Raw genomic sequence first — 19,620 nt, forward strand, 5'->3', positions numbered from 1 at the left:
GAACCAGTTCTGGAGACGCCATGTCCACACAGAGCCCCGACCAGGAGTTCGACTACGTGGTGGTCGGCGGCGGCACCGCCGGCGCCGTGATCGCCGCGCGCCTGTCCGAGGATCCGGACGTGAGCGTCTGTGTGCTGGAGGCGGGCCCCTCCGATGTCGGCGACGACAACATCCTGCGGCTCGACAGGTGGATGGCTCTGCTGGAGTCCGGCTACGACTGGGACTATCCGATCGAGCCGCAGGAGAACGGCAACAGCTTCATGCGGCACGCCCGGGCGAAGGTGCTCGGCGGCTGCTCCTCGCACAACTCCTGCATCGCGTTCTGGGCACCCGCCGAGGACCTCGACGAGTGGGGGGCGATGGGCTGCACGGGCTGGAGCGCGAAGGACTGCTTCCCGCTCTACCAGCGCCTGGAGAACAACGACGCGCCCGGTGACCACCACGGGCGCACGGGTCCGGTCGTCATCCGCACCGTCCCGCCGGTGGACCCGTGCGGGGCGGCGCTGCTGGAGGCGTGTGCCGCCGCGGACATCCCGACGACGCCGTTCAACACCGGCAGCACCGTGGTGCGAGGCGCCCACTGGTTCCAGATCAACCGCCGTGAGGACGGCGTCCGTTCGTCCGCGTCGGTGTCGTATCTGCACCCGATCCTCGGCAAGCGGCCGAACCTCGATGTACGCACGGGACTCCAGGCCCGGCGGCTGCTGTTCGGCGACGACGGCCGGTGCACCGGGGTGGAGTACCTGGAGCCCGACACCATCCACACCGGATCGGTCACCGCCCGGCGTGAAGTCGTCCTCTCCTGCGGCGCCATCGACTCGCCCAAACTGCTGATGCTGTCCGGCATCGGCCCCGCCGGTCATCTGCGGGACGTGGGGATCGACGTCCGCGTCGACTCCCCCGGTGTCGGCTCCCACCTCCAGGATCACCCGGAGGGCGTGATCATGTGGGAGGCCAAGCGGCCCATGGTGGACCGGTCCACCCAGTGGTGGGAGATCGGGATCTTCACCAACACGAGGCCCGGCCTGGACCGGCCGGACCTGATGTTCCACTACGGCTCGGTGCCGTTCGACATGAACACCTACCGGCGCGGCTACCCCACCACCGACAACGCGTTCTGTCTGACGCCGAACGTGACTCGCGCCCGGTCGATGGGCACGGTCAGGCTGCGGACGCGCGACTTCCGGGACAAGCCGAAGGTCGACCCCCGCTACTTCACCGACGAGCATGACATCCGGGTGATGACCCACGGCCTGCGTCTCGCGCGCGAGATCGTCTCCCAGTCGCCGATGGCCGACTGGGCGGGCGCGGAACTGGCGCCCGGACCGGCACTGCAGAGCGACGACGAGCTGTTCTCCTACATCCGCGAGACGCACAACACCGTCTACCACCCCGCCGGGACGGTGCGGATGGGCCCGATCGACGACGCCGACTCGCCGTTGGACCCGCAGCTGCGGGTGAAGGGCGTGCCGGGCCTGCGGGTGGCGGACGCCTCGATCATGCCGTTCCTGCCGGCGGTCAACCCGTGCATCACGACCATGATGATCGGCGAGAAGTGCGCCGACATGATCAAGTCGGGCTGAGGTTCCGCCGCACTTCCCGTGCAACGTCCTCGCAACCTCCCGGTCCCTAGCCTCCCGTCAGGCGCCGCCCAACGGCGGGCGGCACCCTCACCGGGAGGCCCTGGAGATGACCCGATACGCAAGCCCGGGCAGTGACGGCGCGATCGTCTCGTACCGCCCTCGCTACGACCACTGGATCGGCGGCCGGTACGTACCGCCGGCCCGCGGCGAGTACTTCGAGAACCCGAGCCCCGTCGACGGCCGCCCGTTCACCGAGATCGCCCGCGGCACCGCCGACGACGTCGAAGCCGCACTGGACGCGGCGCACGCCGCGGCGCCCGCGTGGGGCCGCACCTCGGCGGGCGACCGTGCGGGCATCCTGCTGAAGATCGCCGACCGTATGGAGGCGCATCTGGAGGAGCTGGCGGTCGCCGAGAGCTGGGAGAACGGGAAGCCGGTCCGCGAGACACTGGCCGCCGACATCCCTCTCGCCATCGACCACTTCCGCTACTTCGCCGGAGCCCTGCGCGCCCAGGAGGGGTCGCTGAGCGAACTCGACGACGACACCATCGCGTATCACTTCCACGAACCGCTGGGCGTCGTCGGCCAGATCATCCCCTGGAACTTCCCGATCCTGATGGCGACATGGAAGCTCGCCCCCGCCCTGGCCGCCGGCAACGCCGTGGTCCTCAAGCCCGCCGAACAGACCCCGGCCTCCATCCACTTCTGGCTGAGCCTGGTTGCCGACCTGCTGCCGGACGGTGTCGTCAACATCGTCAACGGCTTCGGCGTGGAGGCGGGCAAGCCACTCGCGTCCAGCCCGCGCGTCGCGAAGATCGCGTTCACCGGCGAGACCACGACGGGGCGGCTGATCATGCAGTACGCCTCCGAGAACATCAAACCGGTCACCCTGGAACTCGGTGGCAAGTCGCCCAACATCTTCTTCGACGACGTCTGGGCGGCCGACGACGATCTGCGTGACAAGGCGCTCGAAGGCTTCACCATGTTCGCCCTCAACCAGGGCGAGGTCTGCACCTGCCCCTCGCGCGCACTCATCCAGCGCGGCCACTACAGCGAGTTCCTCGAAGGGGCCATCGCCCGCACCGAGAAGATCGTGCCCGGCCACCCCCTGGACACCGACACCATGATCGGCGCCCAGGCCTCCAACGACCAGCTCCAGAAGATCCTTTCGTACCTCGACATAGGCCAGCAGGAGGGCGCGAAGATCCTGACGGGCGGTCAGCGCATCGAGCACGACGGGGAACTGGCCGGCGGGTACTACGTCCAGCCGACGATCTTCGAGGGCGACAACCGTATGCGCGTCTTCCAGGAGGAGATCTTCGGCCCGGTCGTCGCGGTCACCTCCTTCTCGGACTTCGACGACGCGATCAAGACCGCGAACGACACGCTGTACGGCCTGGGCGCGGGTGTCTGGACCCGCGACATCAACACGGCGTACCGGGCCGGCCGCGCCATCCAGGCGGGCCGGGTGTGGACGAACTGCTACCACGCGTACCCGGCACACGCGGCGTTCGGCGGCTACAAGCAGTCGGGCATCGGGCGGGAGAACCACCGGATGATGCTGGAGCATTACCAGCAGACGAAGAACCTGCTGGTGTCGTACTCCCCGAAGAAGCTCGGGTTCTTCTAGGGCGCAAAGCAAGGCGCCTGAGCTGGTCTTTCACCCGTCAGGCGCCTTGCTTTCAGGGCGGTAAGTCGAGGCCGTTTCGCGAGGGACCGCCCGCAAGGTCCGGGTGGGCCCGGTGCGCATCACAACCGTGCGCCGGTGCAGTCTGCGGCCTGCGTCAGGAGGCCCTGCGCCACTGAGCGGGCGAGTTCTTCGCGGCCGGGTCTTCGTACGAACCGGCCTTCCCACGGTCCACATGGAACGTGGTCAGCGTCGTGACCGGCGAGGCCGGGTCGCGGCGGTCGGCGATGACCCGCATATGGGTGCTGAATCGCTTCGGGGTGACCTCGTAGACGTCGTAGCCGTAGCGGTTGCCCTCGAAGTACTTCAGATGGGGATTCGCCGCGCCCATGAGCGGGCCGTTGGCCGCGTTCCAGTCCGGGGAGTACGCGCCCGAGGTGACGGAGTGGGCGGTGAACTCCGTACCGATCACCGGCGAGGACGTATCGTCGAAGTCGAGCCGGACGTCATCGACGAATGCCGAGTGCCAGTCGCCGGTGATGACGACGAAGTCCTCCATGCCACTGCTGTGAACGTGGTTCAGGACCTCCTTGCGCTCGGCGAGGTAGCCGTCCCATTGGTCGGTGAACATGTACGAACCGCCCGGGCGGCCGCGCAACTGGCTCAGCATGATCGAGTTGGCCCAGACGTGCCAGGTGTCGGGCGCCCGGTCGACCCCCTGCTTCAGCCACGCCTTCTGGCCCGCGCCCAGGATCGTGCCGTCCGCGAGGTTCCTTTCCGAGCGGTACGAGCGCAGGTCGAGGACGGTCAGCTCCAGCAAGTTGCCCCAGCGGCGGACCCGGTGGATCTCGGGGTCGGGCAGGGCGGAATTGCCCGCGTCACGGTGCGGCATGTTCTCGTACCAGGCCTGGTACGCGGCCGCACGGCGCTGCATGAACGGGGCGTCGCCGCCGGCGCTGGAGTAGTCGTTGGCGACCTCGTGGTCGTCCCAGGTGAGGAACCAAGGATGGGCGGCATGGGCCTCGCGCAGGGAGCGGTCCCCCTTGTAGAGGGCGTGGCGGCGGCGGTAGTCGGCGATGGTGAAGATCTCCGGGCCTTCGTGGTCGCGGACGTGTTCGGCGGGGACGCCGCCTTCCTGGCCGTGCTCGTAGATGTAGTCGCCCAGGTGGACGACGAAGTCGACGTTCTCGCGGGCGATTCCGCGATGGGCGGCGTAGAAGCCGTCGTGGAACGCCTGACAGTTGGCGGCCGCGAAGCGCACGGAGGAGATGGGGCCGACGGGCGCGGTCTTGGTCCTGCCCACCCGGCTCTTCTTGCCGAGGGCCTTGAAGGCGTACCAGTAACGGGTGCCCGGCCGGAGCCCGGCGACCGGAACGTGGACGCTGTGGCCGAGTGTCGCGGAGGCGGGGGCCGTGCCGCGGGCGACGACACGCCGGAGCTGCGGGTCGGTGGCCACGACCCAGTCGACCTCGACGATCTCGGGCAAGCGCTGTTCGGCGGCAAGGGGTTCCGGCGCGAGCCGGGTCCACAGCACGACGCTGCTGGGCTGCGGGTCGCCGGACGCGACGCCGAGGGTGAAGGGCGCAGGATCGTAGTCGGCGCCGAGCACCTCGGCGGCCTCCCGGGCCTGGGCCGGCGAGAGGCCGGCACTCAGCGGCCAGGCGAGATTGAAGGCGCCGGCGGCGCCGGCGGCCTTGAGCAGATCCCGTCGGTTGAGCGTGGTCATTTCTGTCCCTCGTGAGCCTGCGCCGTGGCGGTCAAGGTGAGCGATACGGCATCGGCGTAGCCGTCGTTGGACGTGCCGCCGCCGCTGCGGGTGAAGACGAGCAGCACACGCGCGGTGCGTGCCCCGGGCGGCACCGTCGCGGACGCGGTGCGCTTCAGGAGTGCGGTACGGGACCCGCGCTCGGTGGCGGTCACGGGGCCGAGGACGGACAGGGCGACGGGGGTGCCCTTGGCGTCCCGGAACTCCACGGACAGCCGTGCGCCGTCCTCCTGCGCCGCGTATCCGCCGAGCCATCCGGCGAGGGTGTAGCGGACCCGGCCGGTGTCGACGGCCGCCCGCCCCGTGGCGCCCCGGGTGGGCAGGGCGATGTCCTGGACGAGAGCGGTACGCGGGCTGTTCCCGCCGGAGAAGAAGCGGCTGCCCCGCCCGGCCGGCCCGGGGTCGGACGGCATCGGGTACCCGCCCCCGAGGTCGTACGCGATGAGTGCGGGCGCCCCTTCACGCACGACCCACCCCGTCACCCCCTGAACGGGCTCCGCAGACCCTCCGGGCCCGCTCTCCGCGTCACCGTTCACGACAAAATTCACTCACGCCTCCCTGTTGAACCAGCCACGCGCATCCCAGCAGTTTGCGGTGAACCGTGGAAGACGGCAGGGAGACATCGAACCGAGTGGTTCAGACAACTTTTGGATCAATGCCTGGATCAATGCGCGGCCCGGCATCCGTCCCCGAACACCGGCCGGGCCTCCCCTCGCCTGTCCTTGCGCTGGTGGAAGGACGCTGCCCTGCCTTGGGGTTGGCACAGACAGACGCCGCTGGCTTCCGCCCCGCACGGTCCGCCCGCGACCGCACGACACCGTCGGGGAGCCGCGCACGAAGACGTGCCGGATCGGCTGTCAACAGGCGGACGTGGCCCGTGAGTTGCAGCTCGACGAGGTGGGCGCAGTCACCGGCCGCGATGGGCTTCTTCCAGGGGCTCGGGAGAAGGCGCCCTGACCTGGTTTGTCGGGTCAGGGCGCCTTCTCTCCGGGCGCACCCGCCTACGAGTGCGCGAAGCGCCGCCGGACGTCGGGCCGTTCCCTGAGCTTCTCCGGATATCCCGGGCCCATCCGCGCGGACGTGTTCTCGGACCGCATCGGGTCGCCGCACGCGGAGCACACCACCTCGGGGTGGGCGTCGTGGCCGCACGCGTCGTGGTGGAGGGTGACGGGAGCGCCCTCCTCGCCCGCGAGCCACTGGTCGCCCCACCGCGCCATCGCGGCGAGGACCGGAAAGAAATCGCGCCCCTTCTCGGTCAACACATACTCGTGACGAGGAGGCTCGCTCTCGTAGAGCCGTCTGTCCATCAGCCCCTCGTCCACCAGCCGGCGCAGCCGGTCGGCCAGGGTGTTGCGGGCGATGCCCAGCTCCTGCTGGAACTCGTCGAAGCGACGGCTTCCGTAGAACGCCTCCCGCAGCAGCAGGGACGTCCAGGCGTCACCGAGCAGGTCCACGGTGCGGGCGATCGAACAGGGCCAGTTGGCGAAGGACTTGCGCGCGCTCATGACTCGCCTCCGACATCGTGAACCAGCTCGATCGCTCTGCCCAGCGTGGCCAGCCGGGCATCCAGGGTCTCACCCGCCGGGTAGAGACGGACGGTGTCCACGCCCGAGTCGCGCCATACACGCAGCCGTTGTCGCACCATGTCCTCCGTGCCGATCAGCGTGGTTGCCAGCACCATCTCGTCGGTGACGAGGCCGGCCGCGCCGTCACGGTCACCTGCCTGCCAGCGGTCTCGGACCTCCGCGGCCACGTCCGCCCAGCCCTGGCGGCTGTAGGCATGGTTGTAGAAGTTGGTCGACGCCGAGCCCATCCCGCCGAGGCTGAAGGCGAGTTCCTTCTTGCGGTCGGCGACCATGGCACCGAGCGCCTCCTCGTCGGGAGCGAACGCCACCTCGGCGCCCTGGCAGACGTCGAGCTCCGCGCGGCTTCGCCCACTGCGGGCCAGTCCTTCGTCCAGCGGGGCGAAGTAGGCCTCGCCCGCGCCTTCGGGGACGAAACTGGTGCCGAGCCATCCGTCGGCGATGCGCCCGGTCAGCTTGAGCATGGCGGGCGACAGCGCGGCCAGATAGATCGGAATCCGGTGCTGGGCCCGCTGGGAGATCCGCATGGGGACGGCCTCTCCGCCGGGCAGCGGGATCTGGAACTCGCCGCCGGCGTAGGAGATCTTGCCGCCGTCCATCACCTGCCGCACGATCTCCACGGTCTCGCGGACACGGGCCAGGGGGCGGGCGAACGGTACTCCGTGCAGGCCTTCCATCACCTGGGGACCGGACGGGCCGAGGCCCAGCAGGAACCGTCCGCCGGAGAGGTTGGACAAGGTGATGGCCGTCTGCGCGAGGGCGACCGGGGTCCGCGTGCCGACCTGCATCACGGCGGAGCCGAGCAGCATCCGGTCGGTGCGTGCGGTGTAGAAGCCCAGCGCGGAGGGGGCGTCGGAGCCCCACGCCTCGGCCACCCAGCAGATGTCGAGGCCGAGCTTCTCGGCTTCGACGACGAAATCCGTCTGATCGGACCAGGCCGCACCGCCGGCCGCCTCGATCGTGGTCGCGGTCCGCATCACGCCTCCGCCAGCTTCCTGATGTGCTCGAGGACGCCGGTCATGTTGCGCTCGAACTCCCGCAAGCGCACGAACACGATCTTCTGCTCCTTGTCGGGCATGGCGTCGATGGCGAAGGACAGCCCGGACCGGCCGGGGCCCATCTGCATCCACTGCGACAGATCGGTCCCGCCGTCCTTCGACTCCAGCCGGAAACGCCAGACCGCGCTGGGATTCTCCGTGTCCCCCACCGCCCAGGCGAAGACGCGTTCCCGGTCGTACTCGATCACCTGCGAGGTGGTTTCCCACTCCCCGAACGAATCGTGCTTGTTGCGGCCGACGAACCTGGCTCCGAGGGCGGGCCGAGTGGCTCCGCCCAACCACTCGACCGACTGGAGCTCATCGCTCATGGCCGGCATCAGGGTCACATCCGAGACCAACTCCCACACCCGGCCGGGTGGAGCGCCGACCCAGGCCCGTACCTCGACTGTCGGCCTGTCGGCGTAGCGCGCGCCTGTCCATTCCACGATGGTCCAGCCTCCTCGTCCGCGACGTGGAGGCATGGTTGCGTAACGAGACTCAGCAAGTCAATTGGGTCAACACGTCGACAGCGCCTGTTGCGATGTGCTGTGGGCCGCGATCCCTATGGCCGGCTCTCCTACGGGCGCAGGCCGTCGATCTCGATGTTGAGATGGCGCGGTCCGCGCAGAACGGCGTTGCGGCGATACGGCGGAGGGTCTTCCACCAGGCGGGGGTTGTCGAGTCTGCGGGCGAGTTCGGCCAGGGCGACCTGGGCCTCGAGGCGCGCCAGCGGAGCGCCGAAGCAGCCGTGGATACCGCTGCCGAGTCCCAGGTGCTCGATGTCCTTGCGGTCCGGGTCGAAGCGGTCGGGGTCCTCGAAGCGTTCCGGGTCACGGTTGCCCGACGCCAGAACCAGCCACAGCGACGCCCCCTTGGGGATGGTGACACCGCGGACCTCGATGTCGGTGATCGGCGTGCGCTGCGGCAGCAACTGCACCGGCGGTTCGTAGCGCAGCAGTTCCTCCACGATCGGCACGGCCATGCGCGGCTCGACCCTCAAGCGCTGGAGCACATCGGGGTGGCGCAGCAGCGTGAGCATCCCGTTGGTGATCAGGTTGACCGTCGTCTCATGGCCTGCGATCAGCAGCAGGGCCGCGGTGCTGAGCACCTCCATCGTCGACATGGGTCCGCCCGGTCCCACATTGGTGACCAGCGCGGAAAGCATGTCGTCGCGCGGCGACTTGCGCCGCTCCTCGATCAACCCTGCCAGATACATGCCCAGTTGGGTCTTGGCCTCCTCCGCGACACGGGCCTGCTCGGTGCGGTCCTCGCTCGGCGCGGGATCCAGGCTGGCGGCGAGCGTGTCGGCCCAGGAGTGGAAGCGTGACTCGTCCTCGCGCGGTACGCCGAGCAGTCGGCAGATCACCGTGACGGGGAAGGGGTACGAGAACTGCTCGACCAGATCGACGCGGCCGCCGTTCGCGAGACCGTCGATGAGACCGGAGACGATCTCACCGAGTTCCGGGCGCATGTCCTCGACGCGCCGCGGGCTGTGCGGTGGCCCGAAGGGGCGGTTGGTCATGCCACGCAGCCGGTCGTGCTCCGGGGGGTCGAGCCGCAGGAAGCTGGGCGGCAGGCTCGTCTCCTCGGGCTGCTCCAGATCGTCGGCCACCGGCGCGGAGAGGTTGCGGGCCTCGGAGCTGATCCGTGGATCGTGCAACAGGCCCAGGATGTCGTGGTAGGTGCTGATGACGTACGGGCCGTCCTCGTCGTGGATCACCGGTGTCTTGCGGAGCTCCGCGTAGAGGGGGTACGGGTTGGCGCGGTTGGCGTAGTCGGTGATCTGGTGCAGGAGAGACGTCATCGCGGGTCCTTGTGGGCGTGGGCGCCGGCCGGGGAGGCGTTGCCGGAGACGGTTCGGGCGGTGGAGTGGTCCGGCTCCCGGACGGACCCGTACCGGGGCTGCCGCGGGACGGCGGGCGGTCGTCGCGTGGCCGGCAGTTGTCGTTCGGCCGGCCATGGCCGCAGGGACGGCAGCCGCAGTACGGCGGCTGCTCGTCGTACGGCAGGTACTCGTCGTACGACGTGCGGCCGTCGGCCTGTTGCGGTCGTCATCATCGGCCGGGGGTGAAGACCATCCGCCGGTCGGCGGGCGAGTAGCCACTGAGGGTGACGGTCGGCGTGTGGGTGGGCACGGAGGGGTCCGGAAAGTCCGCCGGGAGCGGGCGTTGCCCGTCGGACCGCCTGTCCATCGTCGCGAACGGCGGCGGGAACGGCGCGGTCGACTCGATCAGCCGCTGGTAGAACGGCAGCCAGCGCGAGTTGTCGAAGGTGACGGCGCCGATGACGCGCCCCTGGTAGCCGTACACGCCCGTGAACTTGCGGTCCGCCAGCGCTCCCTGGCTGATGAGGATCTCCTCGCCCATGGACGGCACGCCGACCGACTTGATGTTCACGCCGAATTGGGAGGACCAGAAGGCCGGCACCCACATGTGCGGTCGGCGGTCCGCGGCGGCGCTGATCATGTTGTGGGCGGCGGTGTCGGCCTGCGACACGGCGTTGCCCCAGTGCTCCAGGGAGAGGAACTGGTAGCTGAACAGCGGATGCGGGGACCTCGCCACGTCGCCGGCGACGAAGACGTCGTCGGTCACGATGCCCCGGATGTCGAAGGCTCGGCATCCCGCGTCGCAGGCGATGCCACGGGGGCCCGCGCCCAGCCCTGATCCCGCCAGCCACTCCGTGTTCCGGGTGGCGCCGAGCGAGACCACGACGATGTCCGCCTCGATCTCGCTGCCGTCGGACAGATGGGCGGAACGCACGCGTCCCGCGGAGTCACCCTCCAGCGAGGTGACCATGACGCCGGTGCGCAGGTCCACGCCGTTCTCCCGCTGGAGCTGTGCGGCGACATCGCCGATCACGCCGCCGAGAGCACCGACCAGAGGGGCGGCGGCGCGTTCCGCGACGGTGACGGGGATGTCCCGCTCCCGGCATGCGGAGGCGATTTCCGAGCCCGTGAATCCCGCCCCGATCACCAGCACCCTGCGTGGCCCCTGGGAGAGCCGGCTCTCCAGCCGGGCCGCGTCGTCACAGGTGCGCAGCACGAAGACCCCGTCGAGCTCGGCCTCGGCCTCGTTCGGCCACGGACGGGCCCGCACACCGGTCGCGATCAGCAACCGGTCGTACGGCACCTCGTCACCGTCGGCGAGTTTCACCCGCCTGGCCGCCATGTCGAGACCGGTGGCGGCGACCCCGAGGCGCCACTGCGCCTGCGGGTCCCGTCGCCGGGGAAGCGCGGTGCGGTCGGCGGTCGCCTTCCCCAGCAGGACCTGCTTGGACAGGGGCGGCCGGTCGTACGGCTCGTACGGCTCGTCGCCGATGAGGGTCAGCGACCCGGCGAAGCCTTCCTCCCGCAGCGTCTCAGCGGCCCTCAGACCGGCCAGTGACGCGCCGACGATCACGATCCGTCCCTCGCGTCTCAACCACTCCAGCTGGTGCTCACCGTCCATGGGACGCCTCCTCGACGGGAGCCGGGGCGCCCAGGTCGTCCAGGCCCTCGACGAGGATGGCCTGGACGGGGCACGCGGCTACGGCACGCGCGACGTGATCCTTGTGCTCGGCGTCGGCCTGCGGGTTGTACAACAGTCCCTCGTCGCCATGCATGGTGAAGACGTCGGGTGCGAGGAACGCGCACTGTGCGTATCCCTGGCAGCGGTTCAGATCGACGACAAGCCTCATCAAAGGGCGCCTTTCCCGTGGTTCCGTGCCCAGCTTGCGGCTGTTGTCCGGTTGTCGCGAGCACAGAGGGCCAGAAGCGTCATGGGCCCACCGATCGCGGGGATCGGCGTCATGGCGAAGAGGCCGGTGCGGCGGGCCGGCGACGCAGACTGGCCACGAGGATGTGCAGGCTGACGATCAGCGCCCACAGCGGGAAGACCAGCTCCGACCAGGCGATGCTGTCCGTCACGAAGAGCAGAATCAGGGCGACGAGGTAGCCCAGGACGGACAGCCATCGGGGAAGGACGCCGAGCTGGTGCCCGATGGAGGAGGTCGCCAGGGTGAACACCGCCGCCATACGCATCGAGTAGGTCGTCAGCAGGCCGTAGGTGAAGTCCAGACCGAAGGACTGCAGTTGCGGGCCGGATGCGGCTCCGGGCGCACTCGCCGCCGCCAGCAGGCCTCCCGCTGCCGCCGCCGCTCCGAAGAGGGTCGCCACGAAGAGCAGACCGCTGCCCAGGAACACGGTGGAGACGAACTTGTCCTCGGCGTCGCCGATACGTGCCCGGACGGTGCCCATGAACCACAGGAAGAAGATGCCCGCGAAGGGGATGAGGCCGAGGGCCGTCTCCACCGTGTTCCGCCGCGAGGCGTCGGAGATCCAGGCCTTGCTCACGTCATCCAGGTCCTCGGGCAGCGTCAGACGCACCAGAACGATGGCGGTGCCGAGCAACAGAGCGAAGATGACGCCCACCACGCCCGCGGCGCGCGGAGTACGCAGCGCCTGATGTTGTTTTTCCATGGGCGGCGCTCGCTCCCTCTCCGCGGCTGTGGTCGCCCGCCACCGGGACGGACCTCTGCACACAGGAAGGGCCAGCATGCGTGGCGGCGCCACTCCGGGGGTGCGTGAGAGTGACGGGGGTTGGTGGTGCCATGTCGCCTGCCGCGAACCGAGGCGTCCGGCGGCCGGGCGGCTGCCGGTGGAGATCGACGGCGGGTCGTCGCATGTGCGACCTGAGTGCCCGGGCCACGGTTCCCTGCCCGGCGCGGCTCTGCCGCCACGTCGGTCACGTGTTCACGGCAGCCGTCGCCTTGACCACGGCTCCGCTGATCGACACCACCGAGGAGGCGGACCGCTTGAGAGGGCACGAGAACCAGGGCGTGTGGCAGTCTCGCAGGGCTTCGTCACGCGGTGCCCGGACTTCGTCCGCCCCTCTGGCAGACGTCTCCCGGCAATCGGGCCTGGAAGGCGTCCGTTCTCCTAGCAGGCGTCAGTTCCATGGGTCCCGGTCGGGGTCTTCACCCAGAACCCCCGCCGCGGCCACACAGAGGTCCCTGCCGTAGATCTGGTTGCTGCCGTATTCGGAACCCCACAGATCGGTCGCGGCCCGGGCCACGGAACGCCAGGTGAAATCCTCGTCGACTCGCCACTCACGAATCTGCACGGCCATCTCCCGCGTGATCGTCGCTGGATCCACGAACTCGTATTCCATGCCACCGACGCTAGGGACGCAGCGGAGGAGTCTGCCACCCGATTACCACCTGCATGCTCGCGGGACAGCCCTCAGTTCCGCCCCCGCACCCGATCAGTGATCCACGCCCCCAGACCCACCAGCACAGCCACTCCGACCGCATAGACCGGCAACCACAGGGTCGTCGTGGCGGAAAGGCAGTCGGCGACCGCGGCGTGGCTCTGGACCTCCTGGGTGTGGGCCAGGGCTTCGGCGTCGCGGCCCGACAGATTCGCCAGCGTCGCCTCCGTACGGATGCGTTCGTAGGTGCCCAGCGAGGGGCACCGGGCACGCGTGCCCGGCATCGGGAACAGCCACGCCCAGCGCTGCAGCATCGGCGCCAGGGTGATCGCTACGCACAGGCCCACGACCAGCGAATACGCCGTCAGATTCCCCACATACACCGACCGGAGGCCGGGAGTCCAGGTCGGCAGTCGGTACAGGGAGAAGAGCACCGCGAGAAGCGTCACCCCGATGTATGTGGCGAACCACTGCCACGAACCCTCGGCGAGCATGGCCGTCAGCACGGCGCCGAGTGCAATGCCGATGACCCCCGGCTGGCCGGAGATGTCGCGGCTCGCGCGGGTGGATGTCGAGCTTCGGGCTCCCTGAGGGCTGGGGTCGTCCACGGTCTCTCCTGCCTGGTTCGGCCATCAGCATCTCGGCCGACCGCGCCGTCGGTCTGCCGCCATGCCGGACCGTGCCGAAAGCCTGGCCCGGTTGGCGGGTCTCCCGGCCGGAGGGGGCCTCGCGTCGATCGGCGCGCAGCATGGTGGGAGCGGCAGTCGGATGCGGGCCGGTCCGGGCATCGGCTCTCGGCGCCCTGGTGCCAGGGGCAGACGGGTCGAGTTTCTGCGCGCCGAGGCCGTGGGACGCTGTTGGTCACGGGGCCGGCTGATGGCGTGGCCGACGGACTCCTGAGGCATCGTCAGGCAGCCGATGCGTCCAGTACATATCTGCGGGAGGCATGCACCTCCGTTCGCAGTGCGGCAGGTCGACGCCGGGGACCTGGCCGTTCCCGTTGCCGGGGCTCGCCGTTGATCAGGACGGCACTGATACTGCGGGCGTCGGAGCCCGGTACGACGGTGCCAGTCGGGTCGTCGAGCGGCATGTTGGTGAGGTCGTGCTGAACCGGGTGGTCGGCCGAAGGCCAAGGCGCGACGACGGCGCGTGTGAGGAAGGCAGGCCGCCACCCGCTTCCGGAGCGCGTCAGCCGTCCAGGGCCTCCGGGGCGGCAGCTTCGAGATCGGCGAGGCTGCCCGACATGATCGTCCGCACATGCTCGGTGATGTGCTCCGCGGGCCAGTCCCACCAGGCCACCGCCAACAGCCTGGCGATGTCCTGGTCGTCGTAGCGGGTGCGGATGAGACGGGCCGGGTTGCCGCCGACGATGCCGTAGGCGGGCACGTCGCCGGTGACCACAGCGCCGGAGGCGATGATCGCACCGTGCCCGATCCGTACGCCGGGCATCATCATCGTGCTGTTGCCGAACCAGACGTCGTTGCCGACGACGGTGTCCCCTCGGTTGGGCAGACCGGTGAGCAGGTCGAAGTGCTCGGCCCAGGAGCCTCCCATGGTGGGGAAGGGAAACGTCGAGGGGCCGTCCATCCGGTGGTTGGCGCCGTTCATGATGAACCGCACTCCGGTGCCCAGCGCGCAGAACTTGCCGATGATCAGCTTCTCCGGCCCGTAGTGGTAGAGCACATTGCGCGTCTCGAAGGCTGTCGGGTCGTCCGGGTCGTCGTAGTAGGAGTACTCCCCGACCTCGATCAGTGGGGACTTGACCAGCGGTTTGAGCAGCACCACCCGCGGCTGCTCGGGCATCGGGTGGAGGACCGTCGGGTCGGCAGGCACGGGCATGGCGAGCGATTCCTTCCGGACTGCGTGTCGGTGTCCCACCCCATGATCGCCGTACCGGGCCGAGCAGGGTACGGATTATCCGCCCGTCGGCGAACCGACTAGCCGTCGGAGCGGCCGGGCTCCTCGTCCGGGGTCGTCGCGGGTTTCGTGTAGAGGACATCGCGGGCCTGTTCCGCGGCTCGGGTGATGCTTTCGGAGACGAAGTCGACGAAACGGGCGATGTTTTCGAGGCGGGCGCCGGCCGGGGTACCGGGGCCGAGGACGGTGACACCCTGTCGTGCCGTGTCCACGAGCTGGGCGTTGGCACGGGCGCTGGCCATCATGGACTGGTACCAGACGTCGTCGTCGACGACGTACCGCTCGCGGCGGCGGTCGTCGCGTTCGCGTCGGACGAGCCCCTGGGTATCGAGGTAGGCGATCGCCTTGGAGACGGATGCCGCGCTGACCTGGAGGCGCTGGACCAGTTCGGACGCGGTGAGGCTGCCCGCGTCGGTGGTGTAGAGGCAGACAAGCACCCGGGCCATCATCTTGGGCAGACCGGACTGCATGAGGACGGTCGTGAACATCTCCTCGTACGCCAGCACCGCTTCGGCGTCGCGTCCGTGGGCCTGCGGGGCCGTCTTCGGATCCGCGGGTACTGCCGGCCGGCGGCGCTGGGTGCGGTGTCCGGTGGCGCGGTGGGCGAGGTCCGCGCGATAGGTGGTGGGCCCGCCGTTGCGCATCACCTCGCGCGTGATCGTCGAGGTCGGCCGGTCGAGGCCTCTGGCGATTTCCGCGTACGGGAGACCGTCGGCCAGTCCCAGCGCGATCTGCTGGCGTTCCTGCTGGGTGAGCCTGCCGCCCGGCATCGCGGCCTCCTTCATCGTTCGTGGTGCTCGCAGCATAGCGTTCACTCTCACCCCATTGCAACGAAGACGGAGAGGGATGTTGCATTAGCCCTCAGATCATTGCAACAATTTCTTGCCTATCACCTGCCTGAATGGCATTTTGACGCAACGTCATCATTGCCAAACCCATGAACGCAACGTAGCGTTTCCATCATCGGAAACAGCGATTCCAAGGAGAGCGCCATGCAGAAGTTCGACACCCCCGCCCCGGTCTCGGCCGTCGTCGACATCCCCGCGGGACGCATCCGGTTCATCGCCGCCGACCGGGCCGACACCACGGTCGAGATCCTTCCCGCGGACGCCTCGAAGAGCCGCGACGTGAAGGCGGCCGAGCAGACCACCGTCGCCTACGACGACGGCATCCTGCGGATCGAGGCGGCTGCGCCGAAGAACCGGGTCCTCGGCAGCTCCGGATCAGTCGAGGTGACGGTCCAACTGCCCACCGGCTCCCACGTCGAGGCGAAAGCGGCCGACGCCGAGCTCCGGGGTGTGGGACGGCTCGGCGACATCGCCTTCGAAGGTGCACAGGCTTCGGTCAAGCTCGACGAGACCGCGGGCGCCCGCCTCACCCTCCAGGCCGGCGACATCGCCATCGGCCGTCTGAGCGGCCCCGCGGAGGTCAGCATCCAGAAGGGCGACATCCGGATCACCGAGGCCCTGCGCGGTACGGTCGCCCTGCGCACCGAGTCGGGCGAGTTGTCGATCGGCGCGGCCCACGGCGTCTCCGCGACTCTGGACGCCGGCACCACCTACGGCCGTATCCACAACGCGCTGAAGAACGCCGACGGCGCCGCCGCCGACCTGACCATCCACGCGACCACCACCTACGGCAACATCACCGCCGTCAGCCTCTGAGAAGTACCCGCCGGGCCGACATGGGCCATCGCAGCAGACCGGCTGCGGCGGCCCTTCGGTGCGTCATGACCGCGCCCGACAACGTCGATCCGGGCGCGGACGCCGGCGGCGACAGCGGCGGCCTCGGAGCTCGGGGTGCACACGAGCGTGCTCGACGAGCCCCCAGCTCCTGAAGTACGACCCCGGGCAGCTCGGCCGGGCACGGTCCGGCGCGGCGCCGTGCATGACCGTCACGCCTATAGCGCCTGTCACCGCGCTTTTGTACACCGAGTGTGAGCGGACGGCCATTTTCGGTCAGAGGTGCGATTCGTCGTGCCCTGGGCCGGATCCACCCGGGATCGGCCATACGTTCCGGGCACCGATCGTCCCGCGCAGGCCCATCATGTGATGCATTCATCCGGGCGTTCCCCTCATCTGGCGAAGAATTTGCCGTTCCGGTGAAGGAAGTGACAAGGAAACGACCGAAAGTGACGTTTCCGTTTTGACGGGTGATCGACCTGGCGGTGAAGGTCTGCCGCATGGCCCCCTCACCCCCCGTCGCGTCCAGCGGTCTGCTGCGTATGCGCGACTTCCGTCTCCTGCTCGCCGGCGCGGCCGCCGGACAGGTCGGCGCTCAAGTCACTCTGGTCGCGCTGCCGTTGGTGGCCGTTCTCGTGCTGAAGGCGCCGGCGTTCGAGGTGGGTCTGCTCACCGCGGCCGAGACTGCGGCGTTTCTGCTGATCGGGCTGCCCGCGGGCGCGTGGGTCGACCGGATGCGCAAACTGCCGCTGATGATCCGGGCCGATGTGGTGCGTGCCGTCGCCATGGCCAGTGTGCCGCTGGCGGCCGTATCCGACGTCCTGACGATGGCGCAGCTGTACGTCGTCGCGCTGGTCACCGGGGCGGCGACCGTGTTCTTCGACGTGGCTCACCAGAGCTATCTGCCCCAACTGTTGCCCAAGGAGCAGCTGATGGCGGGCAACGGAGCCCTGGAGACGGTCCGTTCGTCGGCCCACGTCGCAGGCCCGGGGCTCGGCGGTGGGCTCGTCCAGCTGGTGGGCGCGCATCTGGCGATCGTGGCCGACGCGATCGGCTACGCCGTGTCCGCCCTGTTCCTCATGGCCATGAAGCGGCCGCCCGAGCCCCGGCCCGAGCCCGTGCCGGGGGCCTCCCTGCGCTCGGACATCGGGGAGGGCCTGCGGTTCGTCCTCGGGCACCCCCTGTTGCGGGTCATCGCAGCGACCACCGGTCTCGGCAACTTCTTCACCGCGATGCAGATGGCCACTCAGACCGTCTTCCTGGTACGGGTGGTGGGCCTGGAGCCGGCCGCCGTCGGGCTGATGCTCTCCGCGTCCGCCGCGGGCGGACTCCTCGGCGCGCTCACTGCCGGCGTCCTCGCCGGCCGCCTGGGCCAGGCCCGTATCATCTGGCTCTCCGCGCTGGCGACCGGCCCGTTCGCGCTGCTGTGGCCGCTGTCCGGACACGGTGCCGCCGCTGCCCTGTTCGCCGTGGGCTCGGGTGTCGTCTCCTTCGGCGCGGTCGTCTACAACGTCGCTCAGGTCAGCTTCCGGCAGACGCTCTGCGCGCCCCGGCTGCTCGGCCGCATGAACGCCACGCTGCGCTTCCTCGTGTGGGGCACCCTCCCCCTCGGCGCCGTGGTGGGCGGTGCACTCGCGGGCTCGTTCGGCGCCCGTGCCGCGCTGTGGGTCTGCGCCCTCGGATTCCTCCTCGTACCGATTCCGCTGCTGTGCTCCCCCCTGCGCCGGATGCGCGATCTGCCGGCCCCGCCCGACGACGTGGACGGCCCGGACGGGAGCGACCACGGCAGCGGTGCCGAACCCGTCACCGTCGCCTGAACCACGCTCCGTTCGCCATTCGCCGCGCCCACCACTTCTCGCCACCGTCCCACCCGAGCGACATCGGGTGAGTCGCGCGCGCCCACGCCCGAGAGGATCACGTGCACACCAGCATCACCGGTCAGTACCTGGCCCGCTTCCGACGCATCGCCGACGCCGACAACGGGGCCGGGCTGCTGCCCGTCACCGGGGCGCAGCGGCGCTTCGTCCTGGTGCGGGCGATGGACCCCGCCGGACGGCCGGACACCGTCCCGATGTTCTTCGCCTTCCCCCGCGGCACCGTGGACCCGGCGCGGCTGCGGGCGGCGGCGAATCATCTGGCGGCTCGTCACCCGGTGCTGCATGCCCGCCCCGAGGTGATCCGTGGCACCCCGGCGCTGCGACGTGAGGCGGCGGACGTCCCCCTGGAGCGGGTACGGCCCGCACCGGGCGAGAGCTCCGCCGACGCCCTGCGCCGCGCGGTGTCCGCGTGGAGTGCGCAGGGATCTCCGATGCGCCTGTATCTGACGGATGACGAACGGGCCGACGAGGAGGTCCTCGGCATCGTGCTCGATCACATCGCCTGCGACGGCCAGTCGCTGGCGCGCGTCGTCGACGAACTGGGCGACGCCTACCGCGACGGCCTGGGACCGGGCGACCTCGCACCCGCCGACGCCGAGGCGGAACTGGCGGCGTACCGCGAAGCGGTCGAGCTCCAGCTCGACGCCGAGCAGCGCGGCGGTTCACCGGCCGCGCTGGAGTACTGGGGCGACCGGCTGCGCGCGGTCCACGAACGCGCACCTCTGCCCCGTCCGCGGGACCCGGCACCCGGCGTACTGCCCACCGGAGCCGCCGAGTTGCGAAGGAGCGCCCCGGCCGGGGGCGTGCCGTTCCCTACCCTGCTCGACGCCTGCCGAGCGACGGCCCGTGTCCTGTACGGACCCGGGCATGTACCGCCGATCGGCTATCCGTGGGGCGGGCGCCCGGCCGCCGCGGCGCAGGTTCTGGGCTGCTTCCTCAACACCGTCGTCTTCCCCGCCCGTACTCACGACGCGCCTCAACTCCCGGAGGACGGCGGGTCGGAGGCGACGGCCACCGCGTGGTGGGACGACCTGGACCGGGCGGACACCCCGTTCGACGAGGTGGTGCACGCCGCCCGGTCGGCGGGTGCCCGGTGGACCGGCCGGCTGGACGGCCTGCTGACCGTGGACGATGCCCGGCGGCGTCCTCCGCTCACTCTCGGCGGGGTGCCCGGCCGCGAGGTCCACATCGACGGACGCCCGGTGCGCGCACCGTTCGCCGTCTCGCTCACCCAGGGGCCGGAGCTGCACATCCGCATGGTGTGGGACCGGTCGGTGCTCGACGACGCAGCGGCCGAGGACGGGTTCGCCGCCTTCTGCCGGGCGCTGCCCGCACCGGCATCGGCGGACCCCGCCCACTGAAC

The 19,620-nt window shown here is 69.9% G+C and carries 18 protein-coding genes; 5 read left to right on the top strand and 13 right to left on the bottom strand.

Annotation, left to right across the window (positions count from 1 at the left end):
* The first annotated feature begins 20 nt into the window (after window positions 1-20).
* Both RPQ07_RS04250 and RPQ07_RS04255 read left to right on the top strand, forming a co-directional pair.
* Complete coding sequence (locus RPQ07_RS04250; protein ID WP_313942644.1) at window positions 21-1,583, top strand: GMC family oxidoreductase; 1,563 nt, start codon at window positions 21-23, stop codon at window positions 1,581-1,583.
* Window positions 1,584-1,689: 106 nt separating this feature from the next.
* Window positions 1,690-3,213, top strand: a complete 1,524-nt coding sequence (locus tag RPQ07_RS04255; RefSeq protein WP_313942645.1) for an aldehyde dehydrogenase family protein — start codon at window positions 1,690-1,692, stop codon at window positions 3,211-3,213.
* 154 nt (window positions 3,214-3,367) lie between these two features.
* Here RPQ07_RS04255 and RPQ07_RS04260 read toward each other — a convergent pair whose 3' ends face one another.
* The 13 genes from RPQ07_RS04260 to RPQ07_RS04320 form a co-directional block, all read right to left on the bottom strand.
* Window positions 3,368-4,936 (bottom strand): alkaline phosphatase D family protein, encoded by a 1,569-nt coding sequence (locus tag RPQ07_RS04260; RefSeq protein ID WP_313942646.1) that lies wholly within the window; start codon window positions 4,934-4,936, stop codon window positions 3,368-3,370.
* Window positions 4,933-5,523 carry a phosphoesterase gene (locus RPQ07_RS04265; protein ID WP_313942647.1) on the bottom strand — a complete coding sequence of 197 codons (591 nt, stop codon included), beginning with the start codon at window positions 5,521-5,523 and terminating at the stop codon, window positions 4,933-4,935. The genes RPQ07_RS04260 and RPQ07_RS04265 overlap by 4 nt, the downstream gene beginning before the upstream one ends.
* A 453-nt stretch (window positions 5,524-5,976) precedes the next feature.
* Window positions 5,977-6,480 (bottom strand): helix-turn-helix domain-containing protein, encoded by a 504-nt coding sequence (locus RPQ07_RS04270; RefSeq protein WP_313942648.1) that lies wholly within the window; start codon window positions 6,478-6,480, stop codon window positions 5,977-5,979.
* Complete coding sequence (locus RPQ07_RS04275) at window positions 6,477-7,535, bottom strand: LLM class flavin-dependent oxidoreductase (protein ID WP_313942649.1); 1,059 nt, start codon at window positions 7,533-7,535, stop codon at window positions 6,477-6,479. Before RPQ07_RS04275 ends, RPQ07_RS04270 begins: the two co-directional genes overlap by 4 nt.
* Window positions 7,535-8,041, bottom strand: a complete 507-nt coding sequence (locus tag RPQ07_RS04280; protein WP_313942650.1) for an SRPBCC family protein — start codon at window positions 8,039-8,041, stop codon at window positions 7,535-7,537. Before RPQ07_RS04280 ends, RPQ07_RS04275 begins: the two co-directional genes overlap by 1 nt.
* Before the next feature lie 131 nt (window positions 8,042-8,172).
* Window positions 8,173-9,399 (bottom strand): cytochrome P450, encoded by a 1,227-nt coding sequence (locus RPQ07_RS04285; protein WP_313942651.1) that lies wholly within the window; start codon window positions 9,397-9,399, stop codon window positions 8,173-8,175.
* Window positions 9,400-9,649: 250 nt separating this feature from the next.
* Entirely contained in the window at window positions 9,650-11,041 is a 1,392-nt protein-coding gene (locus RPQ07_RS04290) for an NAD(P)/FAD-dependent oxidoreductase (protein ID WP_313942653.1), read from the bottom strand.
* Window positions 11,031-11,270: a ferredoxin gene (locus tag RPQ07_RS04295; RefSeq protein WP_313942654.1), complete on the bottom strand. Its 240-nt coding sequence runs from the start codon at window positions 11,268-11,270 to the stop codon at window positions 11,031-11,033. Before RPQ07_RS04295 ends, RPQ07_RS04290 begins: the two co-directional genes overlap by 11 nt.
* Before the next feature lie 109 nt (window positions 11,271-11,379).
* Window positions 11,380-12,051 carry a hypothetical protein gene (locus tag RPQ07_RS04300; protein WP_313942655.1) on the bottom strand — a complete coding sequence of 224 codons (672 nt, stop codon included), beginning with the start codon at window positions 12,049-12,051 and terminating at the stop codon, window positions 11,380-11,382.
* 469 nt (window positions 12,052-12,520) lie between these two features.
* On the bottom strand, window positions 12,521-12,742 hold the full coding sequence (locus tag RPQ07_RS04305; protein WP_313942656.1) for a hypothetical protein: 222 nt from the start codon (window positions 12,740-12,742) through the stop codon (window positions 12,521-12,523).
* A gap of 71 nt (window positions 12,743-12,813) precedes the next feature.
* Window positions 12,814-13,389 carry a hypothetical protein gene (locus RPQ07_RS04310; RefSeq protein ID WP_313942657.1) on the bottom strand — a complete coding sequence of 192 codons (576 nt, stop codon included), beginning with the start codon at window positions 13,387-13,389 and terminating at the stop codon, window positions 12,814-12,816.
* A 580-nt stretch (window positions 13,390-13,969) separates the two neighbouring features.
* On the bottom strand, window positions 13,970-14,620 hold the full coding sequence (locus RPQ07_RS04315; RefSeq protein ID WP_313942658.1) for a CatB-related O-acetyltransferase: 651 nt from the start codon (window positions 14,618-14,620) through the stop codon (window positions 13,970-13,972).
* Window positions 14,621-14,718: 98 nt separating this feature from the next.
* Window positions 14,719-15,468, bottom strand: coding sequence for a GbsR/MarR family transcriptional regulator (locus tag RPQ07_RS04320; protein WP_313942659.1), 750 nt, complete (start codon window positions 15,466-15,468; stop codon window positions 14,719-14,721).
* A gap of 222 nt (window positions 15,469-15,690) precedes the next feature.
* Here RPQ07_RS04320 and RPQ07_RS04325 point away from each other — a divergent pair, with 222 nt between their 5' ends.
* The 3 genes from RPQ07_RS04325 (at window position 15,691) to RPQ07_RS04335 (ending at window position 19,618) form a co-directional block, all read left to right on the top strand.
* Entirely contained in the window at window positions 15,691-16,362 is a 672-nt protein-coding gene (locus RPQ07_RS04325) for a DUF4097 family beta strand repeat-containing protein (RefSeq protein WP_313942660.1), read from the top strand.
* 518 nt (window positions 16,363-16,880) lie between these two features.
* Window positions 16,881-18,197, top strand: a complete 1,317-nt coding sequence (locus RPQ07_RS04330; RefSeq protein ID WP_313942661.1) for an MFS transporter — start codon at window positions 16,881-16,883, stop codon at window positions 18,195-18,197.
* Window positions 18,198-18,298: 101 nt separating this feature from the next.
* Window positions 18,299-19,618: a condensation domain-containing protein gene (locus RPQ07_RS04335; RefSeq protein WP_313942662.1), complete on the top strand. Its 1,320-nt coding sequence runs from the start codon at window positions 18,299-18,301 to the stop codon at window positions 19,616-19,618.
* Window positions 19,619-19,620 lie beyond the last annotated feature (2 nt).

Origin of the sequence: Streptomyces sp. AM8-1-1, assembly GCF_032229325.1 — a bacterium.
Lineage (GTDB): Bacteria > Actinomycetota > Actinomycetes > Streptomycetales > Streptomycetaceae > Streptomyces > Streptomyces achmelvichensis.